Raw genomic sequence first — 20520 nt, 5'->3', positions numbered from 1 at the left:
TGCAAGTGCTGGTCTCCGTCGTGTGCCAAGACCATCTGGCATGGCTATACATGCAACTGGGAAGCCGAGCGTTCACATCCTGTCACTCGCCGTTACCGGAGCGAGGACAACCCGATTGTAATCGACGACTTCAAGAAGGAGGCCTGACGTGGCCGGAGACGCCATCATTACCATCATCGGCAACCTGACGGCGGCCCCTAAGATTCGGTCGACGTCGAACGGGGGCAGAGTGGCGAATGTCACCATCGTCTCCACGCCCAGGCAGTTCAACAGGACGTCGGGTCAGTGGGAGGACGGGGATGCTCTGTTCATGCGTTGCTCGGCATGGGATACGCAGCACCAGCCCCTGGCCTCGAACATGCAGGCGAGCCTGACCAAGGGCATGAGGGTGATTGCCCAGGGCCGTCTGGTGCAGCGCTCCTACCAGGACCGCAATGGCAACAACCGTATGTTCGTGGAGCTGTGCCTGGACGAGATTGGCCCGGCCCTGACTCGGAGCACCGCCCAGGTGACTCGGAACAATAATAGTGGCGGCAATTCGGGCGGCGGTGCTGGGTTCGGCGAGCAGTTCTCGTGGGGTGGGGGAGCGTCCCCGATTCCCGCGTCATCGGCCTCGTGCGCACCGGGACCGGCAGGTGGACAAACAGGTGCGCCGGAACAGGACCCGTGGGTAGGGGGCGGCAATGACGAACCTGAGTTTTGATCCGTTCGCCGGGGTTGAGACGCCGCCCGAGCCTGACCGCGTGTGCCCCGAGTGCGGTGGCGCGGTCGGCATGGTGGGCCGCTGCTTGGGCTGCGGGTGGCCGTCCTGGGAGGCGTACGCATAAGCAGACGGAAGAAAGGACAAGGGTACGAGGTTCGAGACCGCCGTCTTGCGGTACCTGCGTGACCGTATAAGCGACCCCGAGGGCATGATCCGCCGGAAGACCCTACAACAGGAATGCCGACCGGTTCTCACTGGCCGACCACAGAATGGTGGTCTTCCGCCTTTCCGGAAGGCGAGGAGGCTATGGCGCACCGCCTGGCGCGGAGCAAGGGCTATGAGGTCGAGGTCCGCCCTCAGGCACGGGGGTGCCAGCCTGCCGAGGACGAGCAGAACTGCATGCGACTTTCCAGGGGACGGGGTCCTGTTCCCCGGGTACGTGCGCCGTATCGAGGTTCCCAGGGACTGGCGGCTCGGGATGCTGACCATGCTCGGCTATGCGGGACGGCGCGGGGCCGACATCATGCGAGTATGCCGGTGCGATTGAGGGCAGATCGGCACCAAGGCCGGGCGGAACCTGACGGGCGGACAGTCCAAGTTATGCGGATGCCAATGAGGAAGGAAGAAAGAAAGGAGGGCTGTCATGGCCGGTAGACGCGGTTACGCGAAGCTGAAGAACGACTTCTACCTGAACGGGAAGGTCAAGGAGCTACGTGTCGTCTGCCCATCTGCGGTGGGGGCGTTCGTGTTCGCCATCGCCTACTGCTCGGACAATCTGACAGACGGTCGCATCCCCGATCGTGACCTTCGTTATGTGCTCGGGGTCACCGATGAGGAGATCAACGCGCTGTGCAAGGTCGAGTTGTTGGAGCCGGACGGCAACAGTGGGTACGTGATCCATGACTACACGGAGCACAACAGCAGGCGTGACCAGGTGGAGAAAAGCAGGGAAAGGAACGCAGAAAACTATCGAAAGCGCAGATTCAACAGAGATTCAACAGCGACTCATCGTGATGAATCCGAGTTGAACCGGACTAAACACAAAAACACCAGAACACAAGAACATTTACCCGACAATAAATCCCCCAACCCCCCAACGGGGGCCGACGCCGACCGGCAGCCCGTCAGGGAGCCGTCGTCGGATGAGGCGGCCCAGTTCCGACAGTTCTGGTCGCTCTACCCGAACCACGACTACCCTGATGCCGCCGTCCGCGAGTTCAAACGCGTCCTGCGCCGGACCGGGACGGAACGCGTGAACCTCGTCGCCCTGCTTCAGGGAGCCCAGATGCTCCGGGACGAACAACGGGACCCCCGGTACATTCCCGCCGCATCCAAATGGCTCCACGATGGCGGCTGGAAGAACAAGCCCAAACCGCGGGCCAGGCAGCCGGACCGGCAGGCGAGCAGGGCTCAGCAGAACCAGGATGCGAACGCCGCCCTCATAGCCCGGTATGTGCAAGAGGAAATTCCGCAGATCCCGAGAAAGGAGATACCCGCATGCTAACCCTCGCTGAAAGCACCCTCGTGCTTGCCAAGATCCGGGCGCACCACGGCAACGCACCCATCACCGACCTGGAGGCGCGCACCTTTCATGAGGAGCTTCGGGCCGACGCGAACCTGGCCGATGCGATGGAATCCGTCAGACGTTTCTACGCGAACAACGAGACGGGCCGGTGGATGCTCAGCGGGGACGTCAACGCAGGCATCCGCCGCATCCAAGGCCCTCGAATACCCGACGCGGTACGAATCCCATGAGTTCATGGAGCAGGACGGCATCGGCATCAGCAGTCCCCGGTCAATCCCATACAGGCGGACCCTTATAGCCCAGACTCGCCAGGGGGCCCCAATCGAGGAGGCTCGCGTCAAGGCCATGAAAGCCGCCCAGCTGGTCATTGAACCGCCCAAGCCAGAACCAAAACCCCGCCTAACGGGCCACTTTATCGGCGGTGGGGTTGAGCGGCTTGGTGCCGAAGACCTCAGCAGCATGATAGGAGGCACAAAGTGAGCAACCATACGAACCGCAAAAAAGAACCCTCTGAGTGTCCGGCAAAACCCGGGTGCGGGTGGGATGAGGAACGGACGAGTAAGGGATGTAAAAGCACGTACGGGGACTATCCGGGAGGAAGTTTGAGCTACGCATCCCATCAAACCAAATCCCTGGCCGGTATCCACGAAACGGCCTCCGACCATGACATCACCCGCAGGTACAGGTACAGGCAAGCCGTCATCAATGCCATGCACGTCACCATCTCCTGGGAGTCGAACATCAAGAAGGAAGGACCCAAGTTTTGACCAGAAACCAATGTCCGATATGCGAGGGACTGCCGCGCGGACCCCTGTGCAAAGCCCACCGGCAGGAACTTGCCAAGACAATCCATGAGCTCAGGCTCGGCATGTACGAGCTGAAGCGTATGGAACGTCGCGAGGTGCGCCATAAGCCGCACGGTGAGAGAGCCGTCAGGTCCGTGTTCTCGCCAACCCTCATAGACATGACCGCCGCCAGCCTGTACGACTATGCGGAGGAAATCATCCAGGACGTGGCAGGCGACATCGGCCTATGGGCCGGCGAGGCCCTGCAGCTCCTCACCAAGCTGGCCGGCAGGATGGGCAGGCTGGCGAACGCGCCTAACAGCGGACGTGACTACCGCGACCTCACTCGCACCAACCGGAAGGTCCAACTGCATATAACACCGCCGGAGGAGCGCATCATCCACGGACACTGCCTCAGCCCTACCTGTGGGGCCGAGCTGTCCGGACTGCCCGACGACACCATGTCCACCTGCAGCAAGTGCGGAAATGCGTGGGTGGTGGCCGAAGTCAGACGGGTACGCCGTGAGCGTATGGAGGGACAGTACATCATCGGGCAACCCAAGGTGGCCGCGCAGTGGGTCTGCCGGGAGACAGGGTTGGAGATCAAAAGGGGCGACGTGAGCAATTGGCGGAGTAGGGGACTGCTTCATCCTGTGGAGACCGAAACCAGGGGCGTTTGGCAGTGGGCAAAACCCGAGCTGCTGGAGTGCGCCGAGGGAATGCGCCTGGCGACTTGACAAACTGTCGTTTGAGTGCGATAGTTAAATATAGTTGATTTAACTGTAAGGGTCGGGCGATTGTGTCCGGCCTTTACTTTTTGTTTCCTTGCGCCTGGGATTCCGGTATCCGAGCGGGCTATCTTCGTGATGAAGTAACGTGCCTCACCGCTCCCTTTATCATGAGCAGCACCTCTTCAAACCGGTTACAAAGGGCTATTACTGCTGGAGTCAACCAATCGCTCGAGTGCCCCAAGGAACATCGCGAGGTTGTCGCCGCCCGTTTGCCCCACTGGAAGCAAGACGCGAGCATCAAGCTGTGCAAAGCCCATGACGACCCAGAGACCGGGGCGGCAGGACAGCCTACGCATGACCACCTGACCACATCATTCCGCTATGGGTACATCCCCTGGGTCCCCACGCTGTTCGAACTCCTGAATAACGGCTGGCGGCTGAGCGACGCCGAATGCCAGCCAGCCTCATAAAACTTGCCCGCAGGCTTTCCTACCTTTCCCCTGTGGGCATCATTCTTGCCCGGCCGTGCCACAATTCCAATACTCGGACGTGAGCCGGGCAACTTCAACCGCGCGGGCCCTCTTGGATGAGCTGCGTGAACAGACCACCAGGAACGCAACCAGTCAGGATGTCGTCGATGAAACCCGGTCGCCCATCGCCGCCGTCGTGGATGACTCCTGCTTCGGCTGATACCTGGTGGTCGACGACCTGGACGTGTTGGCCCGGATGATGATCGTCGAATACTCCGTTGTGGGCGAGCCTGTATAGCCCGCACGCCAAACCAACCCAAATGTGGGGGTCTCCGCCGTGGAGGCCCCTTTTGTGATTCCCAAGGAGGATCAACATGGCACAGAACCAGACCGGCCCCGACAGTCAGGGCAACGACCTCATACGCGTCGGTGTACCCATCGGCGGGTATATCGCGTTCGCCCCGTACGCATCGGAGAACGTCATAGCCGATGACAAGCTTGGCAAGGTCCCGCTGGAGCTACCTGAAGGGTACCGCAAGCTTGGTCTCATCAAGGCGGACGGTGCACCGCAGAAGGGGCTCGAAGCGGGCGAGGCGACCGACCTCTGGCAGGAGGGTTACAGCATCCCCGGTGACGGCAAACGCAGCATCCAGGCCAGCCTCGCGGAGAACAACACCGCCGTGATGAAGCTGACCGAAGGCAAGGAACCTGACCAGAACGGCATCGTCTACGTGGATTCCGGCCTTCCTGCGGCAAAGGTCATCCTTCTGGCCGTCACCAAGTTCCGCAACGGCGATGAGGAACGACTCCATGGTGTAGCCCAGGTCACGGCCATGGAGATGGACCAGGAGACCACCGGAGAGCCGCGCGGCAAGAGTGTGACCCTCGAATGGCGGCCCGACCCCTTGTTCAAGGACAAGCCCTATAAGCAGTTCGGCCCCCAGCCGCCCATCGAATCGTCGGCCCCTGAAGCCAGGCAGACCGGCTCATCCAAGTAGTCAGAAAGAAAGCAAAGGAGAACAATGCAAATGAACCCCATCGACGAGCAGACACAGGCTGATTATGACTTCGACAATTTCGACGAGGACAAGATCATCGACGCTCTGCGAGATGAGCTGAGCGTCAAGTACATCATCCTGGAGAAGGGCAAGGCCTTCGTCGCCAAGTTCCATGACGGGAAGGTGGTCGAAGTGCCCCTGCTCTTCTCGGTGCAGGAGGTCGAAAAGCTCAGCTCCCTGGAGGAGCAGGGGGCGGTCGCGCAGCTGCGTGAACTGCTGGATGCCATGTGTGAGGACGAGAAGACGGCTCAGTTGGTTCTGGAGCATTCGTTCGCCGAGGTGCAGGACTTCGCGACGAAGTACTTCCGTGTCGTTGAGAAGATGTCCGGGGCCTCACTCCCGGAATAGCTTTCGTCGCCAGGGTGTACCACGAACACCCGGACACTCTGACGGCGACACTGAGGGGCTGCTACGGGATTGGAACCGGGCAGAAAGAGCCGGGTCTGCTGGGTGAGGCGGTGCGTCTCACCCGGCATGCCATGGCCGACACGTCCACGCCTCTGGGTGCGGAAGTGGCCGGGTGGGCCTACCCGGTCGGCATGAACGACCTGTTCCTGCTTGCGGCGTCCATCAAGGATCGGAAGACCTTTGAGAAGGCGACCCCGTGGGCGGTCCAGGCGGACATCGAGGAGAAGGCCCGATACGAGGTCAGCCCGGAGGAACGGGAGCAGGCCCTCCGCGAACTCGACGCGGAAATCAAGTTCACTAGCTAGCGGCACACGCCAAGGAGACGCCATGACAGCCATCGTCGGCCAGGGGGCCATACACATCTTCCCGGTGATGACCGGTTTCAAAGCATCCGTCTCCAAAGGCGTGAAGTTTGCCGGCGAGGCCGGTGCCAAGGCCCTGGCCGACGCGTTCAAGGGCTGCGGCACAGGCATAGGGCGCACCCTCGGTAAGGAGCTCCAGTCCAGCATGGACAGGCTGACCCGGGACCTGTCCAGCACTGGTATTGACAAGCTTCGCGCGGATACGGCGGCGGGCGTCAAGCAGCTGGAAGCAGCCCAGTCCTCCCTATCCGCTGCCACGAGGACCGCAACAGAAACGACTGAGCATCAGACCGGCGTCCTGGGACAGCTCACGGCCCAGATCGACTCGTTGATCGGCAAGACCGGTAGCCTGGGCAGTGCTTTGAAGACCAGCTACTCCCTCGCATCCTCCGGGATTAGCGCAACACCTTTCATTTCATCCATCTCCTCCAGCCTGTCACTCCTAACCGGGGCCATCGCCAAGGCCCTACAGGACCTTTCCCTGGAGCTGACGAAGAGCGTAGCAGAAGTCGGGCAGGGGGTGTGGGCCGAACTCACCCGTGTAGGGACCCTCGTCGGGTCGTGGGCCACGAACCTGGTTTCGACGGTCGGGGCCGGTCTGTCGGCGCTGGCCTACTCTGTCGCAGGGTTCTTTCAACCGGTGGTCTCGTCGGTGTCCTCCGCAGTCGGCAGTATTGGCGCGGTTCTCTCCACGTTCGCAGGACCTGTGATCTCGGCCTTCGGGAACGTCTCGTACCAGGTCCTTGCCCTGTTCCAATCCACGGGGCAGAAGATTTCATCAATGTCCTCCACTGTTGCGGACGGTGTGGGGCGGGCGCTCCTGTCAACCGTGTCCATCGCAGAATCCGTCTCTTCCCAGGTGTCCGCCATCGCCTCACGGGCGGCTTCCGCTGTCTCCTCTGCATTCTCAACTCTCTCCTCGCAGACCTCAGCCGCGGCGGCATCCATCATGGCACCCTTGTCGGTGGTCGGGCAGAAGGCGGGAGAGTTTCTGTCCCCGGCTGTCAGCGCGGCAGGACGGGACATGACGGCTGTCGAGGGGCACGTATCCAACTTTGCGTCCTCCGCGGGAACGATGTTCCTCAATATGGGTTCCGCCATCAGCACCCCGTTCCAGGGTCTGGGGACCAGGTTCAAATCGGCTCTGTCCCCCATGATGCCAGCTGTCACACAGCTGGCATCGTCCCTCGGCGGCGCGCTCGGAGCCGCCGTCGGCAAGATCAAGGGTGGATTTTCCGAGATCCCCCCAACGGCCAAGGCGGCGTTTTCGCTCGTCATGGAGGTCGGGAAGGTGGTCGCCGAAGGCCTTGGCAAGGCGTTCGCCGTCGCCTTCTCGGGTATTGGCAAGATACTCGGTTCTCTGGCAAGCATGGTTACCTCTGCCTTGTCGGGCATAGGTAGGGGCATCGCGTCCGCCGTCAGCAGTGTGGGACAGACCGTCAAAAGCTTCGCCACCGGAGCTGTGGCCGCAGGGGCCGACAGCATAGGCGCGCTCATTAGCGATGGCTTCAGTCATATGAAAGGCATCGATGATCTCCAGGCGGCATGGAGCCGTATAGGCCAGAACCTGCAATCGGGCCTGCTCCCCAGACTTGCACCGTTGCTCAATGCCATTACCCAGGCCCTCGCACCAATCGAGGAGAAAGCCTCGGCCATAGGGGCCGCTTTGGGAGACAAGATCGGCCCGGTAGTGGACTGGCTGACCGACAGGTTCCGCGGATTCGGCGAGAACTCCGACGCACTCACCGGCAAGCTTGCATCACTCAAGCCGATCCTGGGGCCGCTCACGGCGGCATTCGTGGCCCTCGGCTCCGAAGGGCTCGCAGGCCTGCTCACGCGGGTGCCGGTAGTCGGCGGCATGCTCGGCGGCCTCAATGGACCGTTGAAGATTCTCAGCGGGCCGGTCGGCGTACTGACCGCAGCCGTCATCGGACTGGCCGCGACAGGCGGTGACATGACGGCGTTTAGTGGACAGGTATCCAGGATGGCGGACGGCATCGCTTCGGGAATACCCAAGGCGGCGGAGTCGTTCGCTGGGATGGTGCCCGCCATCGTGCGCGCACTGGGCACGGCACTACCGGCGCTCTTGGATGCCGGAACCAGTCTCGTCAACGGTCTGATTTCAGGGGTCATGAGGTCTTGGCCAACACTGGCGCAGTCGTTCGGCGAGATTCTCGACAGCCTCGTGTCGGGACTGACACAGAGCCTCCCCGACATGGTCACCGCCGCCACTGACCTGATAAGTATGCTCGCGCAGGGACTGGTGGACGCGCTGCCCGCCATCACCACGGCGGCCATGACCATCGTCAAGACCCTCGCCAAGGCCATTGCGGACAATATGCCCGCCATCATCACTGCGGCGACTACACTCATCAAGGGCCTGGTCGATGGATTCACCACAAGTCTCCCGCAGCTTATAGAGGCGGCCCTGACCATCGTCAAGAGCCTGGCCCGGGGAATTGTGGACAACCTGCCCTCTCTGATTGAGTCAGCGCTCAAGCTCATACAAGGCCTGATCGAGGGAATCGACCAGGCACTGCCGCAGCTGGTGGACGCGGCCTTGGACATCATCGCCGCCGTGGCCCAGGGGCTGATCGACAACCTTCCCCTGATCCTCGAAGTCGCCGTGCAATTCGTGGAAGCCTTGGTGAGAGGAATTGTCGACAATCTCGACAAGATCATCGAAGCCGCCTGTCAGATACTCGAAAATCTGGTAACGGGACTTATCAACAACATGCCAGAGATAACAGAAGCTGGACTCAAAATAATCTGGGCGCTCGCTGTTGGACTTATCAAAGCCATCGCTTACATCCTCGATGCGGTTGTCAAGATAGTCGAGGCCATATGGAACGGCATTGTCAACGCGGACTGGGGCGAGGTGGGCAGGAAGATCATCAACGGCCTGGTTGATGCCGCGCTCGCCCTCGGCGAGTGGTGCGGTCAGATGTTCGGCAATGTCAAGGACTGGATCCTGGGCGCGTTCAGCGGTGCGGGTTCCTGGCTGAGCGACATCGGCAGGAATGCCATCGAGGGTCTGTGGCGGGGCATGGAGAATGCCAAGCAGTGGCTCAAGGACAGGATTGCGTCCGTGGCCGATTGGATACCCAAATGGATCAAGGACCGTCTAGGTATCCACTCGCCCTCCCGGGTGATGGCGAAGCAGGTGGGTCCCTTCATCCCCGCAGGCATCGCAAAGGGTGTCGAAGATGGCGCTCCTGCGCTCTATGACTCGGTGACCCAGATGGCTGACATGGCCGCACGTAAGGCCAGGTCTACGGTCGCCGCCATGCGGATTGGTGCCAGCGTCTCGGCGGATGGTCCGTCCTCCCAGGGCGGACACCCAGGCAAGGGGTCTCCTGCTTTCGCGCAGGAGGTCAACATCACCAACTATGGGGTGAGCAACCCCTTCGTCGAAGGCACCATCCTCGGTCGCCAGCTGGCGGCTGCGGCGATGCAGACGGTAAGGAGTCAATGATGGCTGACGCGTATCTCTACGACGGTGACCGTACGGTGCGATTCCATGGGGGCCGGTCCCGGCCCCCGGATGGGCGCGGCGTGATGATCGCCAAGGAAGGCATCGAGGGGTGGCTGTCCACTCCTCCGATCAAGACCGAGCTGGTGGAACGAGCATGGGGCAACGGCGCACACGATGTCCCCGCGGACGGTATCTCGTATTCCGCGCGCACCGTTACCATCCACATCGACCTTGTAGGCACCCTCCGTTCCGAGCTGCAGGCCCTGGCGCGGCAGGTGAACTCCATGAGCGGTCGAATGCTACGACTGCGAGTGGCTGACGAGGGCGAGGACACGTATGTCGAGTGCTATCTGCGCTCGGAGTACGGGTCGGACTGGAGCCGTCAGCTGCTTTCAGGCACGCTCACCTTTGTGTGTCCGAGACCTGAACGTCTGGCTTGGGAGGCGCAAACTGGACAGATCGTCGCCCCTGAGGCCACCCCTGGCGGGCTGTCGTACGGCGATGGGGGGCGTGGACTTGCGTACCCGCTGGATTACGGGGTGCAGTCTGCCGACCAGAGCAGGCTTCTGTTGCGCAACGCGGGCACCACCTGCGCCTACCCGGTGCTGACGGCCAACGGTGACTGGCCCGATGGTCTCCTGTTCATGTGGGGCAAGGGCGGCGGCCTTGAGTGGAGGGGGCGCGTGAGCCCAGGTGTGCCTCTGGTTCTGGACTGCCGTTCGCAGACCGCCATGATGGGCGGTGTGGATGTCAGCAGGGGACTGGTGCGGCGCGGTTTCCCCCAAATCGAGCCGGGCGGTGACATCATGCTTCGTCTGCTGAGTGCAGGCGGCGGCTGGGTGGACGTGCTTACGTGCGACACCTACATCTGACAGGCAAGCGAAATACATATAGAGGAGGTTCTTATGGTGACGGCTTTGGGTGTTGCCCAGGACGTGGATGGCAACGGACTTGATGCGTTGACGCACCGCCGCATCCTGGCGGCGCACTACGAAAATACGGGCGTGGTCGAAGGGCTGGAGGTGTCCGGCGACTCCGGACTCCGGTACAAGGCGGCTTCCGGGGTGGCTGTATGTTCCGACGGCCTGGCGGACGGGTTTGTGGAGGCGTACTGGCCTGGCGGGCCGACTGAGGAGGCTGTGTCGGCGGGAGACAGCGCCTACCCACGCATCGATACCGTCTACCTTTTAGCGGACACCAAGGCTGGCGGCCAGGTGAGCCTGCACGTGGCCGAAGGGACACCGTCCGCATCAACCCCGATGCCTGACCTGCCGTCAGGTGCGTTGCCGCTACGGTCCTTCGTCATGCCAGCGGGTGCGGCCTCCACGATGTCGGCCACATATGCGCAGAGCATGGAGTACGCCATCCCCTACGGAGGGTCGCTGGGCAGGCTGGGCTACGCACAGCGGACGGACACGGACGGCCTGCAGTGGGCCAGCATGGAGCAACACCAGTTGTCCCTGACGACAAGCCGGCTTTCCACGGATCGCCTGGTGGACGTGGTGTGGGCCTACAGGGCGTCCACGTCGGGCGGGATAGGTTCGTTCGTTGCGAACCTGTACGTCGACGATCAGCCGGTCAGTGACGGCAAGGACGAATGCGCGGTGTTTGAACCCTGGGCGCGCCAGTCGTGCCGCTGGCGGGTGGCGTTGGCGGGCGGGGACACGCACAAGGTGCATGTCGCCATCAAGCCTGCTGTCAGCAGGCCGCGCTGGTGGTGGAGGGGGTTCCGGTCGCTCGAAGTGACCGATGTGGGGGTATCCAGGTGAGCTGGAGACACTACATCTGCGACGCCCGCGATGGACGGATCGTATGCCCCATCGACATCCCCAGCTTCCAGTGGGAGTCCAGTGGGCGGCAGCAGAGCTTCAACACGTCGACCAGGGAGATGGGTGACCGGTCGGCCAGTAACCTCACCGTCCCCTGGACGGCGGTCCCGGCTGACGACCCCATCGGGCGGAACCGGATGCTGGACTCGACCAGGCGGGCCCTGTGCGTGTGCTGGAAGGATGACGACACGGATGACCGGATAGGCGATCCCGTCCTATGGGGAGTCATCGGGGCCCGCCAGGACAGACAGTCCGATACCAGCTTCCCTCTTGAGTCACCTTTGGACATGCTGTCCGAGCGCATCGCGGTACGCGAGGGGACGTTCAAGGACGGATACAGCACCGACACGGTAAGTTACAACAGGCTCTCGTACCGGGCCATCATGAGTGACATCGGGCTGCTGGCTACGAGCCGCAAACAGGGCGGTGAACTCCCCATCGACTGGCCGTACGCGAACGAGAAGGGAACCAGGGAGAAAAGCTCGCTCCACGCATGGAACGTCCAGAACAACAAAGCAGACAAGCTCCTGACTGACATAGCCAATCTCGTCAACGGTCCCGATTTCGCCTTCGAACCCTATCTATCGGACCAGCAGCACATCCGGGTCAGGTTCGTGGCAGGCTCGGACGCCGACCTCGGACTTTATGCCGGAGCAACCCCCGTCGAACTGACCTACTATCCAGGCACGGGCCATCTTAATGACCTCCAGGTGTCCCACGCCGCCCCGATTCAGAGGTGGTACGCCAGCGGTGCGGGAACCGATGAGGCGACGATAACCGCATATGCGGAGGACATGGCCGAGGTCGTAAGCCGCATGGACCCACAGATACTGCGTGAAAGCGCATACTCGGACACCGACACGGAGAACGTGGACGTGCTCAAGGACCATGTGCGGTCACGCCTTGCGGCGAACAAGCGCAAACTCATCCAGATATCGGCGGACATCGACTTCTCTGACACCGCCGCAGGCGGGATCCGTTGCTCGCCCGCAACTCTGCGCCCGGGAATGCCGACCACACTCCACATTGGTGGCTTCCCGAGTCTGCTGGACGGCGACTACCCCGGAACGATCATGAAGATCTCGGGCAATCAGACCACAAAGGCACGAATCACCTTCGATGTCATGGACAACCCGATCCAGTAAGGAACAGGAATGGTATACCACCCAAACCTCACACTCAGCCCAATGGAACAGGTGCTGGCCGCTACCACCGACGCGCTCACCTCCTCGTCCCATCAGCAGACGAGCCTCTCGGCGAGCACCGCCTGGCATAACGTTGATGGTTCGCGGACCTTGGTAGGCCCCGCAGCGGGGAGCGAGGGCATCGTGCAGTGGGTGGGGGACACGACCGCCCCGGGGGTTCCGTCCGGTATCGATGTGGAATCGGCGGCGGGCATGGTGCTGGTGTCCTGGGACGGCACCCTTGAGGGCGGCGTTCCCGCCGATTTCGACCATGTGCAGGTCCTGGTGGATAACGTGGAGGCGGGCAGAATGACGGCCCGTGGCACGCTGGCCCTGGGCCCATACGAGGTCGGGTCTTCGCATTCGGTTTCCGCTGTGGCATGGGATGACGCGCACGGTGAGGACGGTAGTCCCGCCCCCAACGGCAGCGAACCCACCGCGCCCGTACAAGTCGTCGTGTCGGGTGCCGACATCGACCCGGAGCGTCTGGGCATCGAACGCACCAGGAGCGAGACGCCGCCTCAAGGCGAGGGCAAGAACCGCGGTGATCTGTGGATGCAGTACGGGACGGGGGATAAGCCGGCCCTTGTGGCCGAGTGGTGGTGGGACGGGTCCGAGTGGGAGCCGATTCCGGTCGCCATGTACTTGGACCAACTGTCCGCACGCGATGTGCAGGTGGATGCGGCGGTCATCGGCCTGCTGTGCGCGGGTATCATCCGGTCGGGCTCGTTCACCACGGCTGATGGGCTGGTGGGCTTCGACAAGTCGGGCTTCTGGGCCAAAGACGAGGACGGTAACACTCTGTTCAAGGCGACCGGGGATGGCGTGCATGCGGTCGGTGGGTTGCAGACTGCTTCGAGCGGGGACCGTGTACAGCTGAGCCAGACACTGATCCAAGGCACCAAGACGGGCGGGCTGCAAGGCATCGGCGACGACAAGACGCACCCGTACTGGCTGATATGGGGGACCCATTCGGACGAGTTCGACCGTCTGTCGATGGGCACCAGCCCGCAGCAGCCCCAGTTCACGGCTGTAGCGAGCCGCGAAGGCGACTCAGCCTCGATGGTGGCGGGCAGAGTGGACCTCGCCGGGGGCAGCATCAACATGTATACGTCCAGAGTGACGGTGAATGAACTGCCTGCCGGGTTCAAGGACTACAACCCTTCCTCCTACCTGGGCTGGTCTGCGGACTACGAGGACTATAACGGCGCTACCCGCCTGTACAAAAGGGCCGGGGTGTACTTCCTGGAACTGAACATCAAGGTGAGGACAGGGGTCGTTCCCTCACAGAAGACCATCCCCGTGGTGCGCCTGGACCCGTCGATCATGCCCGACCACAGCCTGGACGTGCTGGCCTACGGCACCTCGTACGCCATGGGCCGCTTCCATGTGTTCGGACCAGGGGAGAGCCAGCCGCAAGGCACCATCAGCATCGGTACCGCGAATACGACCGCCAACTTCTTCAGTGGCCAGATGTTCTGGGCGGAGGCACGATGAATGAAGTGCTGATCGATCTGGTGGAGAACCTGGTGTCTCCCATGCTGATACCCGTCCTGACCGGTGTCTGCGGCTGGCTGCTGAACGGGCACCGCAAGGAGGAGGAGCGGGACCGTGCCGTGGAGGCCGGGCTACGCACACTCCTACGTGCCGAACTGCTGGAGATCCATGCCAGGTACGTTCCCTTGGGCAGTATCCCGCTGGTGGCCATGGAGGAGGTGGAGCGCATCTACCAGGCGTACCACAGCCTGGGCGGCAATGGGACGGGCACGAAGATCTATGAGGAGATTAAGGTCCTGTCAACCGTGGGCTGACCAGTCCCTTCCTCCATGCATGCCACTCCGTCCGGGTGGCTTTTCTTTTATCCCTTTGAGAGGAGGTCGTATGCGGCTGCCGAGATTGAAGACCGTCGCTCTGTTCTGCCTGACCTTGCTGGCCGTGGTCGCGGTCGGTGCGGTGGTGGTGGCGGCGGTCAGGCTGACGTTGTCGTGGTGTGTGGGACGGCTCCTGGCGTTCTGCCTGGCGCTCATGTTGCTTACCGCCTGACCGCGTTCACGCGGTTCCGTTTTTGTTCGTGCCGCCCGCCTGGGTGGCGTTTTCCTGCGAGGAGGTATCCATGTCCTACCAGGACATTACCCAGTACAATGCCGCCTGTTTCACGCCCGGCAGGCCGTATGGCATCACATCCATCACGATCCACTGGTGGGGCGACCCGAGCGACGGCCCCACTTTCGATGGCGTCATCCGTACGTTCACGTCCGGTGCGCGCGGCACGTCCGCCCACTATGTGGTCGAGGACGGGCGTGTGGCCTGTCTCGTTGCCCCGGGTGACCGCGCCTGGGCGTGCGGGGACGGCGTGGGCGTCGGGTCGGGCGGCAACGACACGAGCATCTCGATAGAGTGCAACCCCCGCCAGAGCGACGGGGATTACCGGACGGTCGCCGAACTGGTGCGGGACCTGCGCGCCGTGTACGGGGACCTGCCCCTGTACCCGCACAGTCGCTGGTTCAATACCCGGTGCCCCGGCACCTATGACCTGTCCAGAATCGACCGGATTGCCCGGGGCCTGCCCGACACCGGACATGCGCCGCCAGCCACCGCCCCTGCGGGTACTGCCAAGGTCCGGCCCGGCCTCGCCGCCCATGTCCATTACCGGCTGCGCCGGCAGGGCGGCGACTGGCTCGACGAGGTGACCGACTACGGGCCGGGCGACGAGGGGTTCGCTGGCCTGCCCTGCTCTGCCCACGACCTGCTGACCGTGCGCGTGGATGAGGGCAACCTGCGCTACCGGGTCCACATGCTGGGCGGCGACTGGCTCGACTGGGTGGACCGCTCCGACATCAACGACACCGTGAACGGGTGCGCGGGGGTGTCGGGACAGGTGATTGACGCAGTGCAGCTGCACTACACGACACCGGCAGGGCGCACCCTCGCCCAGGCCTGGTACCGCAGTCAGACCGCCGCCCGTCAGGGATGGCTGCCCACTGTGTGCGACGACGGCACCAGCTATGGCGGGGATGCCTTCGCGGGCATGTTCGGCGAACCTCTGGACCGCCTCCAGATCGCCATCAGTGACGGCAACCCCTTCTGACTGAGAGGAGATACTCATGACCGACCCTGAGACCATGCCCCGGCACGCCACTCCTTGCCCGCCCCGGTCGCAGTCAGGCCTCGCCAACTGGGCCAAGGCCGCCGCCGTACGCGCGGTCAAGACCGCAGCCCAGGCGGCCTTGGCGGCTGTACCCGCCAGCGCCGCGACCATCGGCACGGTGGACTGGTCCCTGGTGGCCGGCACCGCTGCCCTGTCCGCGATGATGAGTCTTTTGACCAGCATCGCCGGCCTACCCGAGGTGGATTCCGGTGCCAGTGTCCGGCAGATGGCCGGCAGATAGATTGTGCCCTCGGTCGTCCGGCCGGGGGCGGAAACAATAGGAGGATAAATGAAATCAATGAATGGAGGTGATCCTGGTGGCGAGTGTCTCAAAGTTCATTGAGCGCATGAGATATTGGTGCGTGCAGGCCAACATGGGCTATTCGCAGTCCGACCGGTGGCATTTCGATCCCGCCGCCGGTAACTGTGACTGCTCTAGCCTGGTCATTCACTGTCTGCGTGAGGCCGGTTTCGACACCGGTTCAGCCAATACGACCAGGAATTTGAGTGCGAACCTCACCGCTCGCGGCTGGGCGAGGGTGTCAAACGACGGGAATCCCTATCCGGGTGACATCCTGCTCAACGATGCCAACCATGTGGCCGTGTACATCGGCGGGGGCCTAATCGCCCAGGCTTCCGTCAGCGAGACCGGCGGTATCGCCGGTGCCCCCGGCGACCAGACCGGTGGTGAAACCAATGTGAACAATTACTATAACTTCCCGTGGAACTGCTACCTGCGGTGGACGGGGAACAACGATTTACAAGGAGAAATTGATATGCCAGTGAAGACTGATCCGATCAACTGGGACGGCATGAACACGACCGTGGAGTACGCTCTGCAGGACATCAAGCACAAACTGGATGCCTTGGGCAATGCCCAGAACATCAGCGATAAGATCTGGTTCGGGCCCGGCAACGGTGTCCTTGAGGAGACCCCGCTGTATGCGCTGCGGGAGATTCGAAACAGCGTCAATTCCAAACTCAAGTAGCCTGACTCTCCCGGCGTTCTGTTACACGATGGGGGTCGGGTAGCTGTACGTGCACCCTCGCTCCGGGAGACCGGAGCGAGGGTGTTTTCTGCGTTTAGGAAGCGCTGAAAGAGGGTAATCAGCGTTCAATGGGGGCCTGTTTGATGGTCAGCCGGCCTTCCAAGAGCAGTTTGTGCAGCAGGTTCCTGCCGTGGTCTTTATTGTCGAGGGTGGCACCGTAGGTGGTGATGAGACGATTGACCTTCTCGAACATCTCCTCCTGCACGGAACCTGCTTGGACCATTTCATTCCTGCGGTCCTGGTTGTAGTAGAAGATTAGGTGTGTATCGCTCTCGTAGAGGTTTACCGCATCGAAGATGGCCTGGAAATACGAATAGTCGGCATCGCCCAGCGAATGCCCGAAGAACTTGACCATCCTTGTTGCGCTGTCTGGGGACCCGGCGACGTAGGGGCGGACCAGTAATTGGTGCGATTTGCTACTCAGCCCCATAAGACGGTAGGTCTTGGTGAATTTGACCGTGCTGGCGTAGTAGGGTTGGGTCGGGTCCAGGTCCTTACCGTCCATGCCGAAGATGATGTTACCTGTTTTTGCCAGCCCATGGACGTTCAGCATGGAAGGTTCGCCATATCCGGATGGTAGTACTGGACATGTGTAGTTAAAGTTGAGCACGCTAGTTGATTCGAGGAGTGCACTGATTGTATAGTCCGTTGTAGATGCTTGCACACTGGTCTGCAGCTGGTCGATTGCTAGGGCCAGTAGTAGCCTTTCAGCCACATCATGGTAATCGGCACATTCTCTCTTTTGTTCCACGAGATATATGGCAAACGCCCGCTCAAAACGATGCAACTCCTCCCGAAGGATGGACAGAACCGAGGCTGGATTCCATTTCGAAGGTTTGAGCTGGTACACCGCTCGTGCAAAGAAGTACACTGCTCTCTCAGCTTGAGTTCGTTTACGGCCTGGCAAATTCGATTTTCCTATGGGACGTATCTGCTGCATGTGATTTGCGCAGGGGGAATCCTCGGTCGTTGCTCCGTAGTCCACCCACGCTCTAAGGCACTCCTCGACGTCGTACCATGTTCGCTCCTGCTCATCTTCGCTTAGGATGTAATCCCACGCGGTCAGACCCTTGTTCCAGAACAGGTACGCGTGGTGATTACCATCCGGCAGCTTGCCGTTTGGTCCTTCCGGTCCCTGGTACGGCTGCCCGCGTTTCGACTGCCACTCCCTATCTGCTTCCAGCATCAGGGTTTCCCTCGGTTTCATGAAATCGGCGAAAGCTGACTTCAGGCCGCATTGAAGGTCGAACCCGTTGCCGAGAACCAGTAACTGATCTTGCTTGCCCACTACTGACTCCTTCATCTTCAATGGCGTCGTTGCCGTTTCAACCGTGCGTCCTGCATGGAGAGCATACCCTCTGCTCGGGAACTCAAGGCTATCGCGGGGGCCTGGGATGTCTTTTGCGTCGTTGACGGAGGCTCAGAGGGCTGGCGCCGTATCACCCCAGATATGGTGTACTCCCCTGATGACGTTTCGCAGATACCCGGCAGCCGCCCCGATTACATCCCCGCCCCTCCCGGCAGGTGAGAAAACCTCACGGTCCTCCTGCATAGGTGCCTCGATCGGATCACCGACCAGGAACACCAGCCGGGCCTGACCGGATTGGATTGCGAAAGCCTGGCCGAGCTGCACCGGCAGGTGAAGGCGGATATCGCCTCCATCAGGTACGGGCCAGGAGAGCGAAGCAAGTGCTTTGGAGTGCAAGTACAAAATTGGTCGCTAGTTTTCCTGCCGCCTATGGCGCACGATTGGCACACAAGAACGGTATGGATGGTGCCCCGCTACATATGGTAAAACCCCTGCTTCCCTGTTGGGAGTAGGGGTTTGAGGTGGGGTGGCTAACGCGGCTCGAACGCGCGACCTCCTGAACCACAATCAGGTGCTCTACCGACTGAGCTATAGCCACCATGGAACGAACACGTCACACGAGTCCGTACAACAAACGATAACTATACACGATATCCGGATTTGGCACGCCGGGATTCCGATCTAAGTCCAGGCATCCAGAGGGGGAAACGGTCGACGCTATGAATTGCCGCCGTAATCATAGTGATTCGGATCAATCTCAAGCCTCTAAGGCAGCTTTTATCGGGACGTAATCCGCAATGAGGTCGTCCAGGCTTTTGGCCGCGTTGGCTGGGCTGGTCGAGGGAAGATTCACCATGGGTATATCGGGCCCGATGGCATCGAGAGCCGGCTTGCAGTGGCGGGTGTAGAGCTGCCCCGCCTTCCGTCCTGTGGTGAATACAGTACGGATGGGGGCCGCAGTCAGGATGCTGCTGATATCGGTGGGGACCACGTTGGTGATGCTGGCGTCGCTGGCTCCATGGATGTCACATTCCTGGATGACGTCCCAGAGGGCTATATGATGCTCGAGCGCAAACCGCCGGCGTACGTCGGGGTCCGGTTCAGGTACAGGGCTGTCGAAGAGGGCGGCCAGTACCGGCCAGAAACGGTTGCGTGGGAACATGTAGTAAAAGCCGGCCTTGCGGGACATGAGGCTGGGCATGGAACCGAGAATCAGCACCTGAGATCGTGAATCCCACACCGGGCCGAAACCATGGGTCACATGTTGCATTGATGCCGCCTCATGATGGGCGGTCGATGATGAACCCTGTTTGCGGTGTGTTTGCCGTGAAGGAGCCATACAACAGTTCTACCCTCGCATGAGTATTTCGCCGGGGTAGGGGGGCGCGTCAAGGAAAAGTGGCACCACGGTGGGATGGGATGCCACCCTGGTATTAAAGGAACAGCCCCACTCCTTGAAGGGTGGATGTGATTGGCCCGGCAGTTCCGATGGTCACCAGGAAGACCACGAGACTGGCGATGCTCTCGACCATGCCTACCTGCTTGATGGGGATACGGTGCCTCCTGGCGATTGCAGGCAGTGCCGCGGCGCGAATCACCAGGATGAGCGCCGCGAATAGGGGCCAGAATCCGACTTCCGGCAGGACTAGCGCGGCACCGATTGTCAGCATCAGATTCCATACCACGGAGGCCACCGTGCACCATAGGTGCTTGCGCTCGCGAACCAGGGACTTCACATAAAGCACCGATCCGAACTCGGTATAGGCGAAGATAAGCGTAGCCACCAGACCAACCGGGGGAAATGCCTGTGCTGGGAAGAGTCCTTCGCTGAAGCAGTTGACGGCTGGATTCGGTGGGCAGCCGAAGTATACGTCAGGGGAGTGGGTCGCCTGTGACTGGGGGCCGGACCCGAGCGAGTAGGCAATCAGGCATAGTGTGCAGGCGGCGATGATGGATACCAGGTTGTTCCACCATGACCGCTCCACACGTCTCCAGGCGGCCAGGAAGGTCAGGGCCGCCAGGACCATATATAAAGGAACCCATCGCAAAAGACCGGGTGTGGTAACCAGCAGGGCAAGGCCGAAAACGGCGGTCACGGCTGCATAGGCGGCAACGGGAGGCAGGAAGCGCTTGGACATACGGGAGGTCAGCCACCGTGCGGTGGTGAATTCCGTGCAATAGCAGAGGACCCATGCAAGAAGCAGGAGGAGGTTACGCCAGGAGACGCCTCCCATGAGTGTTCCTGCCAGTGGCGGCATAAGAGCCATGGCCCAGGCACCAGGCTGGTTCGGAATCCACCGGCGGAGCGTATTCGAACGGGTGCCGCTTGGTTTCCGGTCGGACTGTGGGGGCTTGGCAATCGTAGTCCCTCCAACGGCACTCGCATGACTACTGTTGTCGCTTGCAGTGTCTTTTTCCGGTCCCTGGTTCATGGTCTCCACCATATGCCTTCGCGGGATTCCGAACAAGGAAAAGCCTCGCTAA

The 20520-nt window shown here is 61.5% G+C and carries 24 protein-coding genes and 1 tRNA gene; 20 read left to right on the top strand and 5 right to left on the bottom strand.

The genetic code is table 11. The features are described from left to right. Positions 1-148: 148 nt before the first annotated feature. From ssb to bcor_RS07670, 20 genes are all read left to right on the top strand, one after another. The gene (gene ssb / locus bcor_RS04865) at positions 149-703 is read left to right on the top strand and encodes a single-stranded DNA-binding protein (protein WP_033497966.1); all 555 of its coding nucleotides are present in this window, start codon (positions 149-151) and stop codon (positions 701-703) included. A 643-nt stretch (positions 704-1346) separates the two neighbouring features. Beyond that, positions 1347-2207 carry a hypothetical protein gene (locus bcor_RS07280; RefSeq protein WP_051875691.1) on the top strand — a complete coding sequence of 287 codons (861 nt, stop codon included), beginning with the start codon at positions 1347-1349 and terminating at the stop codon, positions 2205-2207. Then, positions 2201-2458 carry a hypothetical protein gene (locus tag bcor_RS04850; RefSeq protein WP_051875690.1) on the top strand — a complete coding sequence of 86 codons (258 nt, stop codon included), beginning with the start codon at positions 2201-2203 and terminating at the stop codon, positions 2456-2458. Before bcor_RS07280 ends, bcor_RS04850 begins: the two co-directional genes overlap by 7 nt. A 4-nt stretch (positions 2459-2462) precedes the next feature. Beyond that, positions 2463-2708 (top strand): hypothetical protein, encoded by a 246-nt coding sequence (locus bcor_RS04845; RefSeq protein ID WP_038459204.1) that lies wholly within the window; start codon positions 2463-2465, stop codon positions 2706-2708. A gap of 122 nt (positions 2709-2830) precedes the next feature. Further along, positions 2831-2995, top strand: a complete 165-nt coding sequence (locus bcor_RS07550) for a hypothetical protein (RefSeq protein WP_158332632.1) — start codon at positions 2831-2833, stop codon at positions 2993-2995. Beyond that, the gene (locus bcor_RS04840; RefSeq protein WP_033497970.1) at positions 2992-3750 is read left to right on the top strand and encodes a hypothetical protein; all 759 of its coding nucleotides are present in this window, start codon (positions 2992-2994) and stop codon (positions 3748-3750) included. Before bcor_RS07550 ends, bcor_RS04840 begins: the two co-directional genes overlap by 4 nt. Before the next feature lie 543 nt (positions 3751-4293). Continuing rightward, positions 4294-4434, top strand: a complete 141-nt coding sequence (locus bcor_RS07545; RefSeq protein ID WP_158332631.1) for a hypothetical protein — start codon at positions 4294-4296, stop codon at positions 4432-4434. A gap of 154 nt (positions 4435-4588) precedes the next feature. Then, positions 4589-5212, top strand: a complete 624-nt coding sequence (locus bcor_RS04825; RefSeq protein WP_051875689.1) for a hypothetical protein — start codon at positions 4589-4591, stop codon at positions 5210-5212. Between the two features lie 24 nt (positions 5213-5236). After that, entirely contained in the window at positions 5237-5620 is a 384-nt protein-coding gene (locus bcor_RS04820) for a hypothetical protein (protein WP_148303966.1), read from the top strand. Positions 5621-5634: 14 nt separating this feature from the next. Beyond that, a complete protein-coding gene (locus bcor_RS07275; RefSeq protein WP_051875688.1) occupies positions 5635-5985 on the top strand; it encodes a hypothetical protein in 351 nt (116 codons plus the stop codon). 22 nt (positions 5986-6007) lie between these two features. Then, positions 6008-9517, top strand: coding sequence for a phage tail protein (locus bcor_RS04810; protein ID WP_033497976.1), 3510 nt, complete (start codon positions 6008-6010; stop codon positions 9515-9517). Next, positions 9514-10389, top strand: coding sequence for a phage tail family protein (locus bcor_RS04805; protein ID WP_148303965.1), 876 nt, complete (start codon positions 9514-9516; stop codon positions 10387-10389). Before bcor_RS04810 ends, bcor_RS04805 begins: the two co-directional genes overlap by 4 nt. A 33-nt stretch (positions 10390-10422) precedes the next feature. Next, positions 10423-11286, top strand: a complete 864-nt coding sequence (locus bcor_RS04800; RefSeq protein ID WP_051875687.1) for a hypothetical protein — start codon at positions 10423-10425, stop codon at positions 11284-11286. After that, on the top strand, positions 11283-12491 hold the full coding sequence (locus bcor_RS04795; RefSeq protein WP_033497980.1) for a hypothetical protein: 1209 nt from the start codon (positions 11283-11285) through the stop codon (positions 12489-12491). The genes bcor_RS04800 and bcor_RS04795 overlap by 4 nt, the downstream gene beginning before the upstream one ends. Positions 12492-12533: 42 nt before the next feature. After that, positions 12534-14027: a hypothetical protein gene (locus bcor_RS04790; protein WP_033497982.1), complete on the top strand. Its 1494-nt coding sequence runs from the start codon at positions 12534-12536 to the stop codon at positions 14025-14027. Beyond that, entirely contained in the window at positions 14024-14341 is a 318-nt protein-coding gene (locus tag bcor_RS04785) for a DUF2170 family protein (protein ID WP_051875686.1), read from the top strand. The genes bcor_RS04790 and bcor_RS04785 overlap by 4 nt, the downstream gene beginning before the upstream one ends. 70 nt (positions 14342-14411) lie before the next feature. Further along, on the top strand, positions 14412-14573 hold the full coding sequence (locus tag bcor_RS07540; protein WP_156149488.1) for a hypothetical protein: 162 nt from the start codon (positions 14412-14414) through the stop codon (positions 14571-14573). A gap of 70 nt (positions 14574-14643) precedes the next feature. Next, on the top strand, positions 14644-15618 hold the full coding sequence (locus bcor_RS07270; protein WP_051875685.1) for a peptidoglycan recognition protein family protein: 975 nt from the start codon (positions 14644-14646) through the stop codon (positions 15616-15618). A 16-nt stretch (positions 15619-15634) separates the two neighbouring features. Continuing rightward, a complete protein-coding gene (locus bcor_RS04775; RefSeq protein ID WP_202961029.1) occupies positions 15635-15919 on the top strand; it encodes a holin in 285 nt (94 codons plus the stop codon). A 106-nt stretch (positions 15920-16025) separates the two neighbouring features. Continuing rightward, on the top strand, positions 16026-16667 hold the full coding sequence (locus bcor_RS07670; RefSeq protein ID WP_238548539.1) for an endolysin-like domain-containing protein: 642 nt from the start codon (positions 16026-16028) through the stop codon (positions 16665-16667). Positions 16668-16785: 118 nt separating this feature from the next. On the opposite strand, the gene bcor_RS04765 is transcribed toward bcor_RS07670, so the two are convergent. The 5 genes from bcor_RS04765 to bcor_RS04745 all read right to left on the bottom strand — a co-directional run bounded on the left by bcor_RS04765 (position 16786) and on the right by bcor_RS04745 (position 20468). After that, on the bottom strand, positions 16786-18015 hold the full coding sequence (locus bcor_RS04765) for an AbiH family protein (RefSeq protein ID WP_033497983.1): 1230 nt from the start codon (positions 18013-18015) through the stop codon (positions 16786-16788). A 132-nt stretch (positions 18016-18147) separates the two neighbouring features. Beyond that, positions 18148-18432, bottom strand: a complete 285-nt coding sequence (locus bcor_RS04760; RefSeq protein WP_033497985.1) for a hypothetical protein — start codon at positions 18430-18432, stop codon at positions 18148-18150. Positions 18433-18558: 126 nt separating this feature from the next. Then, positions 18559-18634: transfer RNA gene (locus tag bcor_RS04755), tRNA-His, on the bottom strand. A gap of 159 nt (positions 18635-18793) precedes the next feature. Next, positions 18794-19306: a DNA-deoxyinosine glycosylase gene (locus tag bcor_RS04750; protein WP_081870357.1), complete on the bottom strand. Its 513-nt coding sequence runs from the start codon at positions 19304-19306 to the stop codon at positions 18794-18796. A gap of 163 nt (positions 19307-19469) precedes the next feature. Then, positions 19470-20468: a YwiC-like family protein gene (locus tag bcor_RS04745; protein WP_158332630.1), complete on the bottom strand. Its 999-nt coding sequence runs from the start codon at positions 20466-20468 to the stop codon at positions 19470-19472. Positions 20469-20520 lie beyond the last annotated feature (52 nt).

The sequence above is a fragment of the Bifidobacterium coryneforme genome (assembly GCF_000737865.1).
Lineage (GTDB): Bacteria > Actinomycetota > Actinomycetes > Actinomycetales > Bifidobacteriaceae > Bombiscardovia > Bombiscardovia coryneformis.
The sequence above is the reverse complement of the archived record's forward strand: the minus strand, read 5'-3'. Positions and strand labels throughout refer to the sequence as shown.